Source organism: Arthrobacter sp. R-11 (assembly GCF_049913155.1).
Taxonomy (GTDB): Bacteria; Actinomycetota; Actinomycetes; order Actinomycetales; family Micrococcaceae; genus Arthrobacter.
Genome location: NZ_CP183979.1, coordinates 239,239 through 254,322, shown reverse-complemented (window position 1 = coordinate 254,322; position 15,084 = coordinate 239,239). Strand labels below are relative to the sequence as shown.

Annotated in this window: 1 protein-coding gene (only partly in view); it reads right to left on the bottom strand. The window is 70.4% G+C overall.

The genetic code is table 11. From position 1 onward, the window contains the following. Nucleotides 1–15,084, bottom strand: the 5' portion of a protein-coding gene (locus ACN9M4_RS01170) for a Calx-beta domain-containing protein (protein WP_426301560.1). Its footprint begins 14,100 nt before the window's first position; only the first 15,084 of its 29,184 coding nucleotides appear in the window; it begins with the start codon at nucleotides 15,082–15,084; its stop codon lies off the left edge, out of view.

Below are 15,084 nucleotides of genomic sequence, written 5' to 3'. Positions count from 1 at the left end.
GGTGCGGTTGACCGCTTCGCCGTTGGCGGTGGTGATGCCGCTGGCGGTGACCTGCAGGTCCGTGGAGGCGAAGAGGTTGGCCGTGCTGCCGATCTTGACCAGGACGGTGTTGGTGGCGTCGGCGAAGGCGTTGGAGGCACCGAAGCCGAGGAACCCGCCGCCCTTGCCCACGGAACTCACGGCGACGTTGACGTACGAGGTGCCGTCGATCAGCACGGCGTTGCCACGCAGCGTGCCGGCCTGGATGTCTACCGTAAGGAAGGGCTTGGAGGTGACCTCGGAGAAGACGTCGCTGAAGCGGAAGAGCCCGCCGCCGATGCCCGTGGAGGTTGCGCTGGCCACCCCGTTGGCGGAGCCGGCGGGGTCGGCCAGGAGCGCGCCGGGGCCGCCGACGCCGATCATCACGTGCGGGGTGCCGGCCAGGGCTCCGGCGCCGAGGTCGATGTAGAGCTGCTGGGTGCCGGTCCCGCCGCTGACAGCGGCAATGCCTTCGTTGACCAGGCGGTGCGTGCCCTGCTTGCTGGTGTCCAGGCCCGTCATCAGGGTTCCGGCGGCGTTGCGCAGCTGGAAGTCGGTGCCGTTGACGACGTCGATGAAGTACATGTTCCCTTCGACGAGGCCGATGGATTCGTACCCGACCCGGCGCAGCGAGTGGTTGGCGCGCAGCCCTGCCGGGCTGGTGTTCGGCACCAGGGCGATGACCTGCATGACCTCGGTGCAGGGGTGGAGGTCGACGCCGGCGCCCGGGTCGGCGTCGTACTGTCCGATTCCGGCGTGGCAGGCCGAGTCGGCGAGCCGGATCATGTGGTTGCCGGCGGCGAACATGCTGCCGAGTCCGTCGAGGTCCTCCAGTACGATCCAGACGTGCTGGCCGTTGAACAGGCCGCCGATGGCCGGGCCGTCGGTCACCGAGTAGACGTACTCGGCGTTGTCGATGGCGCCGTGGGACGGGGCGTAGATGGTGTTCCAGGAGCTGTCGTGGTCGATGCCGTTGTTGTCGTTGTCCTGGAGCTGCCCGCTGCCGTTGGTGTTGACGTCCACCAGGCTGCCCTTGAAGTCGATCGTGGCCGGTGCGTGGTAGACCACGGCGCGGCCATCCAGGCCGGTGGTGTCCGCCACCTGGAAGGTTGAGCCGTCCGGCATGTCCGTGCTCGGGGTGAAGGTCACCACGTTGCTGCCGGCCGTGCCGAGCGGGGTGGTGGAGAGCCGGATGTCGAACTCGTCCACGGCGAAGACGTAGTAGGAGCTGCCGCAGGCGAGCCCGGCCACCGGGAGCGTGCCGAGGGCGCCGCCGCCGTTGCAGTTGTAGACCACCCGGTCGCCGGTGCGGAAGTTGTGGCCGCCGGCGAAATGCAGGGTGCCGGTCTGGGCGTTCACCACACCGGCGGCGTTGAATTCGACGCCGAGCCGGAGGGTGTTGTTGTCCACCTTGATGACCCCGTAGGTGCGTCCGTCGCCGAGGCCCGGAATCGCGTTGGGGTTGGGGACGGTGCCTTCGGCGACGCCCGGCACCGAGGAGGCCGGGGCGCTGTAGGTGACGGTGGTTCCGGTGCCGATGCCGTGCGGCAGGGTGAAGCAGATGGTGTCCGCGCCGTTGCAGTTGATGGCGGCGGCTGTGCCGTCGGACAGCGGTGCCTGCGCCGCCCCGTGGAGTGCCGTGATGGAAAGCAGTCCGCCCGCCTGGACGAAGCCGCCGGTGACGATCGCGGAGACCTTGGGGCTGGCGAAGGACTTGGCGGTGAACCCGGCCTGGATGTCGATCACGCCGCCGGAGGCTGCATAGGCGTAGGAGTCGGCGTCGGTGACGGACTGGGCCAGGACGGTGACGCCCTGGGTGGCGGTGACCTTGCCGCCGCCCAGCTGGGCGCGGACTTCCGGTTCGGTGCGCGCCTCGGCGGAGGAGGCCGAGACGGCCACGAGCCCGATGCTCAGGCTGTCGACGCTGGCGTTGGTGGCGTCGTCGCCGATCGCCTTGACCTCGATGGTCAGCGCGCCGGCGTCGCCCACGGTTCCGACGGCGGGATCAACATGGGTGGTTCCCACATCGCCGTTGAGTTCGGCCTTGGTGATGGCCTTGTCCGTGGCGTTGGGGAACATGACGCCGATGCTGACGGCGCCGATGCCCTTGCCGCCGGCAACCGCCGTGGCCCGGTTGACCGCGTGGGCGTAGACGAGGAGCTTCTGGGTCAGGCCGCTGATCTTCGCGGCGCCGCCGATGATCGCGTAAGTGATGGTGGCGTTGGTGATGTCGGCCGGCGCCGAGGCCCCGGTGACCCCGACGATGCCGGTGGCCAGGACCTTCGCGGTGGAGTTGGCCGTGTTCGTGGCGTCCGCCTCGATGGTCATGTTGCGCCCGGCGGTGACCGGGCCGTCCCATTGGGCTCCGGTGGGTGCCGAGATTTCCGCGACGGGAGCGCTGACGGCCACTCCGCCCAGCAGGCCGCCGGTGATGACGTTGGAGTAGGCCGTGGAGCTGTTGACGCTGGTGGCCTTGATGGCCAGGTCGGCTCCGGCGGCGGCGATGCTGCCCGCCCCGGTGGCGCGGGTTCCGGCGTCGATCTTTGAATCCGCGGCACCGATCGCGAGGCTCACAAGCGCGACGGCGGCCGTCTTGACCCGTGCCTCGCTGCTGTTGTGCGAATCGGCCAGGACGTCCAGCTTGCCGGCCGCGGTGACGGCGCCGTCGAGGGTGGCGCGGACCTCGTTGGAAACGCGGGCCACGGCCACCATGGCCTTGAGGTCGATGAGCCCGCCGCTGGTGGAGTCCACGATGCCCCTGGCGAGGTTGCCGCCGCCCTGGGTTTGGGCCTTGATGGTGATGGTCCCGCCCGAGCCTGAACTGCCAGTGCCAAGGCTGGCGGTGCCGTCCACGATCGCACGGATCCAGGCGTCCGAGGTGATCTTGGAGCTGGCCCAGGCGCCGCTCAGGCCGATCAGGGAGCCGGAGACCAGGACAGTTTCGGTGTCGGCCTTGTTGGCGGCCGTGGCCACGACGTCGATCGAGGAGGCTCCGGTGACGGTGCCGGTGGCCTTGGCCAAGGTATGCCCGGACAGTTCGGCGAAGGACACCGTGATGCCGATGGTGACGCCGCCGATCGAGACGCCCGGGGAGCGGACGGTGGCGGTGTTGGTGGCGGTGGCCGTGGACTCGACGGCGCCGCCCGTGCTGGCGTTGCCGCCCACGATGGACTCCAGGTGCCGGGCCGAGTCGGCGCGGACCACGGTGAGGCCGATCGCGACCCCGCCCACCGTGACGTTGAGGGTGGTGGCCTGGACGGCGCGGGTGCCGGTGGCGGTGGCGGCGACCCCGCCGGAGCCCACGGTGCCGCTCGGCGAGGCGGAGGCTTTGGCGGTGCCGGCCAGGCTGACGAGGGTGACCACGCCGCCGATGGCCCCGGCGCCGCCGGCGACGCTCACGCCCAGTCCGTAGACGTTCAGATTGTCCACGGTGTTGGCCTTGAAGCTTGCCACGGTGCCGGTGCCGCCGACGGCGACCGCGCCGGTTTCGGCCGTGTTGTCGCCCGAGACGTTGACGACGGAAACCGAAACGCCTGCGCCGACCGCGCCGATGGCGAGGCCGATCGAGTAGTTCTCGAGGTGACGTTCAGCCGTCGAGCCCACCAGCACTCCCCCGCCGGCCCGCAGGATCTGCGCTCCGCCGTCGATGTGCGCCCGCTGGGTGCCGCGGTCGTTGATGACCACCACCTGCCCGGCGATCCCGACGGCGCCCACGGCGCCGGAGAAGCCGAAGCCCACCGATTCCTCATCCATGCGGGCCTGCACGGACACCTCGCCGGTGCCGCCGGAACCGGCGGTGATCTGCGCTGTCGAGCCGATGCCGGCGTCGGTGTTGCTCTTGATGTTCAGGACCAGGACGGAGATTCCGACGCCGACCGCCCCCACCGCCCCGGCACCGGCGACGCCGAGGATCTGCAGCTGGTCCTTCGCCCAGGCCCGCACGTGGCCGCCGGCCAGGACGATCGCGTTGATGGTGGCGGTGGTGCCGCCCGTGGGGACGGTGCCGAGCGCGTCGGTGCCGATGTTGCTGGCCGGTGCCGCCGCGGAAATGCGTCCCGAGGCCACGCCCAGCTGATCGGCGAGCCGCTGGTTGGTCTTGCTCTCCGAGCCGGAGACGAGCCGCCACTTGGCGCCGGCGGTTCCCGGCGCCAGGGCCACGCCGCTGGCGATGTCCTCGGTGGCAGACCACGTCTGGCCGCCGTAGCCGGCGAGGGCGCCTTCGTCCCAGGCCTGGGCGCTGGTCCATGCCGCGGCAGCGCCGGCCGTGGTGCCGGTGAGGGTGTTGTCCTTGTAGCCGCCGCTGCCGCCCTGGGCCGCCGAGCCGCCCTGCTGGACGCTGTTGAGCGAGCCGCCCTCGTCCCAGTTGCCGGAGTCCAGGCCCGGGCGGGTGGCGCTGTGCACGCCGTCGGCGGTTGCGGTGTAGTACTTGCCGTCGACGGTGTCGCGGACCTCGTCGCCCTTGTTGTAGTACTCCGCCGCGGACCAGTCGCCGCGCCCGAAGGCGCTGGACTCGCCCAGCCACTTGGCGGGGTTGTTCCTGGGCGAGGCCCCGCCCAGGACGCCGTCTTCCTTGGCGGAGTAGCGCTTGCCGTCTCCGGTGTCGGTCACCACGTCGCCCCGCCGGTAGCTGGTGCCGGCGTTCCAGTTGCCGCGGTAGTCGCCGCCGGGCGCTGCGTGGTAGCCGCCGGTGGCGGTGGTGCCCACGGTCCAGACCGATACGGCCGCCGCGACGCCGACGAACCCGCCCGAGACACTGACGGCGAAGGTGCTGACGTCCTTCGCGGAGACCGCGTAGGCCTGCACGTTTCCGGTGGCGTGGATGGTGGCGCCGGCGCCCAGAATGGCCTGAACAGAGTTGTTGGCCACGCCGACATCCACGCCGCCGGAAACACCTACGAAGCCGCCCGCAATGCCACCGGCGATGGTGAGCGACTTGAACCGGTCCGTCGCGGAGACGTTGACGCCCTGGGATCCGCTGGCCCCGGGCAGGCCGTTGACCGTGCTGTTGCCCCCGATAAAGGCCTTCACCAGCACGGTCAGCAGGGTCACGGATACGCCGCCCGCCACGCCCACGAAGCCGCCGCCAACTGCGGCGACCAGGCCGAAGATGTCCTCCACCGAGTCGGCCCGGACGATCACGCCGGAGAAGGACTGGCGGCCGAAGTCCGCGGCGGTCCCGGAGCCGCTGAGCCCGGCGCCGTTGGACACTCCGCCGATGGCGCCGCCGAGGGCCAGCGCGTCCACCACGCCGCTGGCGCCGAGGTACGCCTGCACCTTCTTGTCCAGGACGGCGACGCCGACGGCGGCACCGACGCCGACGTAGCCGCCGGCCGCGGCGATGGTGAGCAGGAGCAGCCGGGTATCGTCCTTCGCGGATACCAGCACGTTGTTGTCGGCCTTCAGGGTGGCCCCGGTGCCGAGGCATTCGAAGGCGAGGGTGCCCGTAGGGGTGCCGGTGCAGGCGAAGGTGTTCAGCTTCAGGACGGTGACGGCTACGGTGCCGGCCACGCCGACCGTTCCGCCGCCGGCGCCGGCGGCCACGGAGACCACTGCGTTCTTGGCGTTGGCGGTGACGGCGATGTTGTTGCGGGCGTTGACGGTGCTGCCGGTGCCGATGTAGGCGTAGCTGTCGATGTTGACCACCCGGACATCGACGGGAACGGCCACGCCGGCGCTGCCGCCGATGCCCACCGCGGCGGCGATGCCCAGCTGGTAGTACTGGTTGGCCGCGGAGACCTGAACGGACTGCCCTGCGTTGGCACCGGCAACGTTGGAAGCGCACGTGGCGCCGCAGTTGATGCGGGCGCTGGAGCCGATGTGCGCCGAGGTGCGGATGGTGTTGACGGCCACGGCCCCGGCGAGGGAGACGCCCGCCGTGCCGCCGATGCCCACCGCCACACCGAAGGCGCCGATGTTGTCGGAATTGTTGGCGGTGACGGCGACGCCGCGGAAGTCCGGGGTGCTGCCGGCCTGGATGACGCGCGGTCCCATGGCGCTGGCGTCGCCGCCTGGGGCCGTGCCGGACTTGGTGATGCTGTGCGCCTTGCCCGTCGTGCCGCTGAGGGACAGCGCCACCGGAGTGCCGCCGTCGCTGCTCTTCTTGTTCAGCAGCTGGAAGGTGTTCCCGCCCAGGCTCTTGTAGAAGTACGTGCCGCCGTCGACCAGCCCGCCGATCGCCGCGCCGCCGCCGGAACTGTAGACCACGGCGTCGTCGTTGGCGGCCCCCACGGAGTACGGGGTGGTGATCTGGTTGCCGGACACCGCCGTCTGCGGGTTGAAGCGGAGGGTGTTGTCTTCCTGGACGTTGGCCTCGTCGGTGGCGAAGAAGCGCTGGTTTTCGGTGCTGCCCTGGCTCTGCAGATCCACGGCGGCGCCGCCCTGCGTGGCGGAGACCTGGAAGGTGTTGGCCGTGGCGTTGACGATGTAGTAGATGCCGCGGTGGGTCAGCCCGGTGATGCCGCAGCCGCCGGTGTCGCAGCCGCGGTCGTACTGGACCTGCTGGCCGTTCTGGAAGCCGTGGTTGGCCAGGGTGATGGTGTTGCTGCCCGTGTTGACGTCCGCGGGTGCGAAGCGCATGTCCTTGGTGGTGACGCTGTAGCTGCCGGTGGCCACCGTGACGGTGCCGGCTCCCTTGGCGGAGACCCGGGCGTAGTTGCCGATCCAGGCGTGGGTTTCCTTGGTGGCGACCGGCACGGAGACTGCTGCGCCGACGCCGGCGCTGCCGCCCACTGCGATGTTTCCGCCGATCACGTTCAGGGTGAGGGACTCGTCGGCGTTGACCCGGACGCTGCCGTCCACGGCGACGACTGCGGCGTCGGAGCTGGAGGTGCCGTCGGCGATGAAGGCCTTGGTGGTGATGGACAGGACGGACACGGCGGCGTTGACGTTGACGGCGGCCGAGCCGGCGAAGCTGCCGCCCACCGAGATGGAGCTGATCTTCTCCGCGGACTGGGCGTCCACCGTGAGGTTGCCGGTGCCTGTGACGGAGGTGTCCTTGGCGACCCAGGCCTGGGTGTCCTTGGTGATGACCTCGACGTCCACGCCGGCGCCCACACCCGCCGAGCCGCCGACGGTGAGCACGCCCGCGAGCGCGAGGACCGTCGTCGTGTCCTTGGCGAGGACCGTGGTGTGCGTTCCCGCCGAGGAGGCCCCGGCGTCGAGGTGGGCCTTGGTGGTGTCGCTGCTGACGTTGACCACCACGGAGCCGGCCACGCCGGCGGAGTTGCCGCCGGCACCGCCGACGGCCAGGAACTTGAAATCGCCGGACTGGATGGCGCTCACCGTGAGGCCGGTGCCGCCGGCTTCGATGTCCGCGCCGGCGCCGACGTACGCGTCCACGACGCTGCTGCGGACGACCACGACGGCGGAGGCCCCGACGCCGGCCGAGCCGCCGCCGATTGCCAGGTTGCCGGCGGAGAACGGCCCGCTGGCGGTCCGGCTGGCCAGGACCTTGACGGTCCCGAGCGCGTGGACCTCGGCGCCGCCGTCGATGGAAGCGACGACGGCCGGGTTGCTGCCGCCCTGGTTGAACACGAACACCAGCACGGCACCCGTGACGGCTGCGCTGCTTCCGCTCACGCCGCCGGCCACGGAGAGTTCGAACCAGTCCTCGCCGCCCTTGGCCTCGACCGTGACGTTGCCGCCGGCCCGGACGGCGGAGTCGGCGCCGATCCTGGCCCGGACGTTGGAGTTGATGACATCCACGATCACGGTCAGGCCCACGGCGGCGGAGCTGGCGCTGAAGGACAGGGCGCCGGCGACGTTCACGATCTGCAGGCTGTCCTCGGCCGTGACGGACACGGACTGGCCCGCCCCGCCCACGGTGCCTTCCTGGTTCACCTGGGCGCCGTTGCCGAGGTAGGCCTGGGTGTCGAAGGACATGATGTCGATGATGAAGGAACCGCTCACGGCCGCGCCGCTGTTGCTGGCCCCGGCGCCCACCGCGACGCTGGTGACGGAGGGCAGGGTGACCTTGCCCTGCAGCGGGGTTTCCGGTTCCAGCGGCACCAGGGTGGCCTTCGCGGCAATCGTCAGGGTGCCCGCGGCGTCCACGGAGGTGACCTGGCCGGCCGCGGTGCCGGAGTCGATGAAGGCCTTGGTGGTCACCTCGAGGTAGTTGACCGCGACGGCGCCGCCCACCGCGGTGCCGCTGCCCGTGGAGAAGCCTCCAGAGAGCGCGATGAGCTGCAGGCCCATGGACTCGGTGGCCCGGACGGTCACGCCTCCCGCCGCGGAGTCCAGCTGGGCGCCCTTGCCGACGGACGCCGTCGTGGTGATGAGGAGGATCTGCACGCCCGCGGAGGCGGCAACGCCGGCACTGTTCTTTCCGCCGCCAGCGGCGATCCCCCAGACGATGAAGTCATTGCGCTGGCCGGCCGGGGTGAGCGCTTCCACGGTGATCCCGGTGCTTCCGCTGACCACCGCGCCGGCGCCGATTGACGCCGTGCTGCTGAGGTCCTGGACGTTCAGGCCGATCGCGGCGCCCACGCCGGTGTCGTTCTGCAGGTCGATCGCCGAGCCCATGGCCCGGGCGTTGGCGTCCACGTGGCTGAGGGCACGGACGGTGACGGCGCCGGCAGTGGCGGTGACCGTGCGGCTGGCGGTGATCCGCGCGGTGTTGACCATCACCACCCAGTTGACGGCGATGGCACCTGCCACCCCGGTCCCGCCGCCGCTGCTGCCGGATTCGCTGCTGGCCTTGCCGTTGGCGCCGGTGGCGCCATTGCTGCCGTTGGTGCCGCCACTGGAGCTGGGCAGGGTTCCGGTGCCCTGGTCCTTGGTGTTCGGGTTGTCGCCGTTGACCTGGCTGTTGGCGTTCTGGTCGCCGCTCTTGGGGTCGCTTTCGCTGCTGCCCTTCGCGCTGGCCACCGCCTTGGCTTCGCTCTTGATTTCGCTGGAGGCCACCACGTCCACGGAGGCGCCGGTGACGTTCCGGGCGACTTCCGCCGTCGTCTGCCAGCCCACGGCCACGTTGATGGAAATGTCGATCCCGACGGCGGTGTCCTTGCCGGCCGCCTCGGCGTTGCCTTCGGTGTGGATCCGGTTGACGTGGGTTGCGGTGACCTTGACGGTGCCGCTGGTGCTGAGCGCGGAACCGGTGCCGAGCCGGGCGATCACGTGGTCGTCCTTGCTGATGAGCAGGGCCACCACCGGGGTGACAGCGGTGCCGCCGGCCGTTCCGCCTTCCGCGGTGGTGACCATTTCGCGGAAGCCGAAGGCGTCCACGGTCACCGAGGATCCGCCGCTGAGCCCTCCGCTGCCAAGAACCGCGCCGTTTTCGGCTTCCGCCCGGACGGTGGAGGGCACCAGGACCTGCAGGGCAACGGAGGCGCCGACGCCGGTGGCGCTGCCCACCTCGGCCTTGCCGCTGGCCTTGGCGTAGTCGTATTCGTTGCTGAGGGCGGAAATCACGACGGCGGAGCCGCCGAGCGTTGCCGAGGCACCGGCCTGCAGCAAGGCTTCAGTGGTGTTGGTGACGATGTTCAGGGCCAGGGCGCCGGCGACTCCGACGCTCGAGGCCTTGCTGGCGCCGGCGCGGGCCGTGGCGGAGACCTCGTGCTCCCAGAGCCGGAAGACCTGGTCCGTGGCGGGGCTGGCCGGGAAGTGGTCGCCGTCAGTCAGGGTCACCGACTGGGCCACCCACTCCTGAGAGCCGTTGCGCTTGTAGAAGCCGGGGGCGTTGCTGCCGTCCTGGGCCGTCAGCAGGAACCAGTCGTTCTCTTCGATGTCGTTCTTGGGCAGTTCTTCCTTCTGCCCGTACGTGTCCGCGGTGAGGAAGTCCCACTCGGTGCCGTCGTACTTGTAGACGCTGTTGCGCGGGTGGCCGTCGTGGGCGGTGGTGAGGAGGAAGTAGTCGCCGCTGGACGGTGAACCGGGGAGGGCCGCACCGCTGGCGATGGTGACGTCCTGGTCCATGGTCCAGTCGCTGCCGTTGAACTTGTAGATGCCGTCGTTGCCGCCGGTGCCGCCGTTGGTCCTGACGTAGGCGAGGTCGTCCTTGGACGGGCCGGGAAGTTCCGCGCCGCTCTCTACGGTCTTCCATTCGCTGCCGGTCCAGCGCCGCACCACGTCGTTGGTATCGCCGCCGGTCAGGGCGGCTGTGAGGACCAGGCCCGTGCCGGTGATGGTCGCGGTGCCCGTGGCGGCGCTGTTGACGATGTCCACCTTGTTCACGGCCACGCCGGCGCCGATTCCAACACTCGCGTCAGCGGCGCTGTCTCCCTTGGCGTTGGCCAGGACGTCCGTGTTGGCCAGGCTCTTGAGGGTGACGATCCCGCCGGAACCGATGGTGATCCCGTTGGCGAGCCAGGCCCGCGAGGTGGTCTCCACGACGTTGATGGCGATCGCGCCGGCAATAGAGACCGAGCTTCCGCCGTCTTCGTTGCTGGCCGCCTTCGGGGTGGAACCCGTGCTGGAGGTCTTCCCGGTTTCGGCAGACTGCGTGTTCTTGGCCTGTCCGAGGTTGTCGTCGGCCTTTTTGTTGACGTCCTTGCCGCCGCCGCTGCTGCCTTCGCTCGGCGAGGCGCCCTTCGCGGAGGCCTCTGCCGTGCTGCTGGTTTCGGAAGTCCCGGTGGCCTTGAAGCTGACGGCGCCGCCGGCCGTGATGCTGCGGGCACTGCCTGAATCGACGTCGTTGTCGATGATGGCCAGTGCGAGGGATACGCCGATGCCGGCGGTGCTGCCCACCTTGGTGTCGCCCTTGGCGGTGGTGGTGGCCTTGACGGTCTGGGTGGCTTGGGCGTCCACTGCGCCGCCGGCGGTGAGGGCCGTGGCGCTGGCGCCTAGCGAGGCGCTGCTGAGAATGTTGGCGATGGTGATCGCGATTGCCGGGGTGATGCTGACTGTTCCGCCCGCTGATCCGCTTTCGGCTGTGGTGGTCAGGGTATGCGCGGTGGTTCCTGCGATGGTGACGCTTCCGGCTCCGGTCAGCGGGGGCCCGCGCGTCGGGTCTCCCACCTGGTCGATTCCCGAGTACACCGTGTCGTTGACGAGGTTCAGTGCGAAGGCCGCGCCGATGCCCACCGTGCCGCTGCCGGACTGGCTTGCCTTGGCCTTGGCGTTGGAGGTGGAGGTGGAGCTGGCCCCCATGGCGACGGCTCCGCCGCCCACGATCGCCACGCCCGGGGAGGCCGGGGCCTGCGGGGCCGGCGTCGGGTCGGCATGGACGGTGGCGAGCGTGTCCTGGTCGATGATGTTCAGCGCGAAGGCTCCCGCGATGCCCAGGTTGCCGCTGCTGCCCGAAGCACCGGCTTTGGCGTCCGCTTCGAAGGCGTGCACCGCGTCCGTCCCGCCGGCCAGCGGCCGCATGCCCGCGGTGAGGTTCAGGCCGCCCGCCGTGACAGCGGTCCCGACGCCGATGCTCGCCTCGTTCCGCAGGATCACCTTGTTGATGGCCAGGCCGGCGCCGATGGTCACCGAGCTGCCGTTGCTCGCCGAGCCGTCGGCGATGGCCTTGGCGTCGGTGTTGTTGAGCGCCTTGAACGTGACCGCCCCGGCGGCGATGACCACGATGGCCGGCTGGCCGGCCGCCGCGGCGGCGAGCGCCGTCGTCGTCGACGTCACCAGGTTCAGGGCGATCGCGGCGGCGACCGTCACGGTGGTCCCGTCCTCGTTCTTGGCGGCCGGGGTGCTGGTTCCGTTCGAGTTGGTGGAGGTGGACTTGGAATCGGCGAAGCCGAGCTGCGCGTCGGACTTTTGCTTGCTGTCCTTGTTGGAGGAGTCCTTGCCGCCGGCGCTCTGGCCGCCCTCGGCGCCCGCCGCGCTGGCGGTTGCCGTGGTGGCCGTGGTGGAGGTGCCGTCCGCCTCCATCGTGATCAGGCCGCCGGAGGTGGTGTTCCGGTAGAGCGAGGAATCCACCAGGTGCTCAGCGGAGGTGAGGGCGAAGGAGATCGCGGCACCGAGGGTGGCTCCGGCGCCGGCGGTGGTGGCGCCGAGGGCCTTGGTCTCAACAGTTGCGGTCTGGTCGGCCTTGCCGGTGATGTTGCCGGTGGTGGTGAGGGCGGCGCCGCGCCTCACGGACGCGCTGGTGGAAACGTTCGAGATGGTGATGCCGACGACGCCGGTGAGGACGGCCGCGCTGCCGCCGGCCGCGCCGCCGCTCGCCTCCGTGGTGGCGGCGTCGGTGGTGGTGGCGTTCATCGCCAGCTTCTTCGCGGCAGTGAGGATGGCGTTGACGGCCAGCCCGGCCTCCACCACGTTGTTGATGATGTTGATGGCAACGGAGGCACCGATGCCCACCGAGCCGCCGCCGTTCTGCTTGGCCTTGGCCTTCGCCTTGTTTTCGTGGTTTGCCTTGGCCGTCTGGGTGAGGTCCGAGCCGTTGAGGTTGGCGCCGGCGCCTCGGACGTTGGCCAGGGTGGTGGCGGTGATGATGTTCAGGGCCAGCGATCCGGCCACTCCGACGCTGGCGTCCCCGCCGGCGCCGGAGGTGGAGTCCGCCGAGAAGGTGTTCTTGCCGGAGCCCGGGCCGAAGGCTTCGAGCACCACACCGCCGGCGTTCAGGATGGCGCCGCCGGCCAGGTAGGCCTCGGTCAGCAGGGTGACCACGTTGATGCCGACCGCGACGCCGACGCCCAGTCCGCTGCCGGAGGTGGTGCTGCCGTCCGCGGCGGCCGTGGCGCCGTTGCTGGAGCCTGCGTGGATCCGCTGCACCCCGGTGGTGTTGACCCTGGAGCCGGAGATGTAGGCGCCGGTGCTGCTGTGCAGGACGTTGACGGAGAGGGCGCCGGCGATGCCGATGTTGCCGTCGGCGGTGTTGGCCTGGCCGTTGCCGCGGTCTGCCGAGTTGGGGTCCTTGTCGTTCTGGGTGGAGCCTTCGACGCCTGCCTTTGTCGTGGAGGTGTTGGCGCCTTGCGAGTCGGCGGTGATGTCGAGCTTGGCGGCCGTGGTCGGGGCGGCGCTGGTGGAGTCGATGAAGGCAGTGGTGGTCTGGTCCAGGTTCGCGACGGCGATGCCGGCACCGGAGTTGGCGTCGCTGGCGTCGCCGGTGGCGGTGAGCGTCGCGTGGTTGACGGCGGCGAGGGCAAGGTCCCCGATTACCTCGAGGTGCGCGGTGCCGGTCACCTTGGTGATGGTCTTGGCGGTCACGGTCAGGATGGCGACGGCGGCGTCGAAGGTGCTGGTGCCGGAGGAGTCGGCTTCGCCTTCGTCCTTGCCGGCGGAACCGGGGGTGGCTCCGGCGTCGACCGTTGAGGTGGACGTCATGGTGACGTTGGAGCCGGCGGTGACCACGGCGCTTCCGCCCACTGTGACCGCGGCGTCGGAGGAAATGATGGCCAGGTCGCCGTAGTCCTTGTTCAGCGTCACGGGGCCCACGGTGGAGGTGGCCGACATGACCACTGCCCCGGCCGCTGCCAGGTGCGCGTTGCCGGTGACCTTGACCGCTGCCTTGGAATCGACATTGATGGCGTAGGCGGCGAAGTGGCTCGCGTCCGGGACGATGCTCGACGCGGCGGTGAGGTTGAGGTTGTTGGCGCTGATATTTCCGCCGTTGATGTTGACGGCGACGTCGGTGCAGTGCGTCGCCAGGGCCACGAGGCAGCCGAGGACGGGTCCGCCCGTCACAGAGTCGGCCGCCTCAAGGGTGACGTCGCCGGTGGTGGTGATGTCGGCGTCGTCGGCCACCTCGATGAGTTCCATCTGAACCAGCAGCCAGGCGGCCATCAGGGCGATGCTGCCGGAGATGGTGATCTTGTCCTTGCCGGCGCCGCCCTTGATGGTCAGCGAGGTGGTGGGTGCGGCGAATGCCACAGTCTCGAACGTAGCGCCGCTCAGTTCCAGCAGGCCGCCGCCGTTGAGGGTGAGGGTGGCGACGTCGTCCCCACCGGTCAGTTCGTAGACCGCGTTGCTGGCGTCGCCCGAGGCGATCGGTTCGATGTTCAGGTAATTGACCACGGTCGCATCCAGCCACAGGGTGCCCGAATGCGGGTCGGCCGCAACGGAGCGGCTGCTGGCGGTGGTGCCCGCCGTGACCAGGGTGTCGAGGCCGGCGGCGCCGTCGAAGGTCACCGTGATGGCCGGGTTGTTCGTTCCCCGGTCGACGGTGAAGGTGTCGTCGCCGGCGGTGCCGGTGACCCTGATTGCGTTGATGCCGGCGAGGCTGCGGGTCTCCCCCGCGAAGGTCGCCGTGCCGTCAGCGTTGAATACCAGGGCGGCCGAAGTGCCGGTCATGGCGAGGACCCAGGTGGAGGGTGCCGCTTCCGGGGCCGGCGCGGGTGCTGATGCTTGCCCGATCACGGCGGTCGAAGCAGGATCCGAAGCCGGAGCCGGTTCCGAAGGCGATTCTGCCCCCGAAGGGAACTCTGCCGTCACGGGGGCTCCGGCCGCGGAAGCCGGTGAGGGGATGGATTCGGTGGACACATCGGCTTCGGCGGCCGGAGCGGTCTCGGGTTCCGGGGCGGGCTCCGGTTCGGCTGCGGGTGCAGGTGCCGGTTCGGCTGCGGGTGCGGGCTCCGGTTCGGCTGCAGGTGCCGGTTCGGCTGTGGGTTCGGCGGCCGGCTCGGCAGCAGGTGCCGGGTACATCCGCTCGGGGCTGTTGAAGCGCCGCTCCCCCGGGCTGAGCGTGCGGGTCATCAGATCGGTTCCGCCCTCGACGTCGGCGAATCCGGCGATGTGCCCGTACTCGTGCGCGAGGACGGTCAGCAGGTCCATGGTTCCGGGAGCCGGCGCGTCCGTCGTGGCGGACCAGCCCCAGCCGGCCGCCGTCGGGTCCACCGCGATGCTGTTCCCGGAGGTGATGGCGAGCGCGTCGCCGGGCAGTTCCTGGAGGAAGACCGAGGCGCCACTGACGTTCCAGCCCGGCCATTGGGCCGCCGCGGAGCCTTGCACCGCGGCCAGCTCTGCCGCCGAGATCGTGACGCCGGACTGGGCCCCCGCGGTGTACGCGGCGTCCTGGTGCTCGCCCTCGAACAACACGAACTCCCCGAGGCCCTGGGAGCGCGAAAGGCCCCCTGCAGAAGCGGCAGCGGCCGGAATTGCGGAGGGAAGATTGAACGCAACCACCATGCAAAGCGTCACCGCAGCGGAGACTATCCGCCGCAGGGCCGGCCCCAGCACAGTCCATGTCAT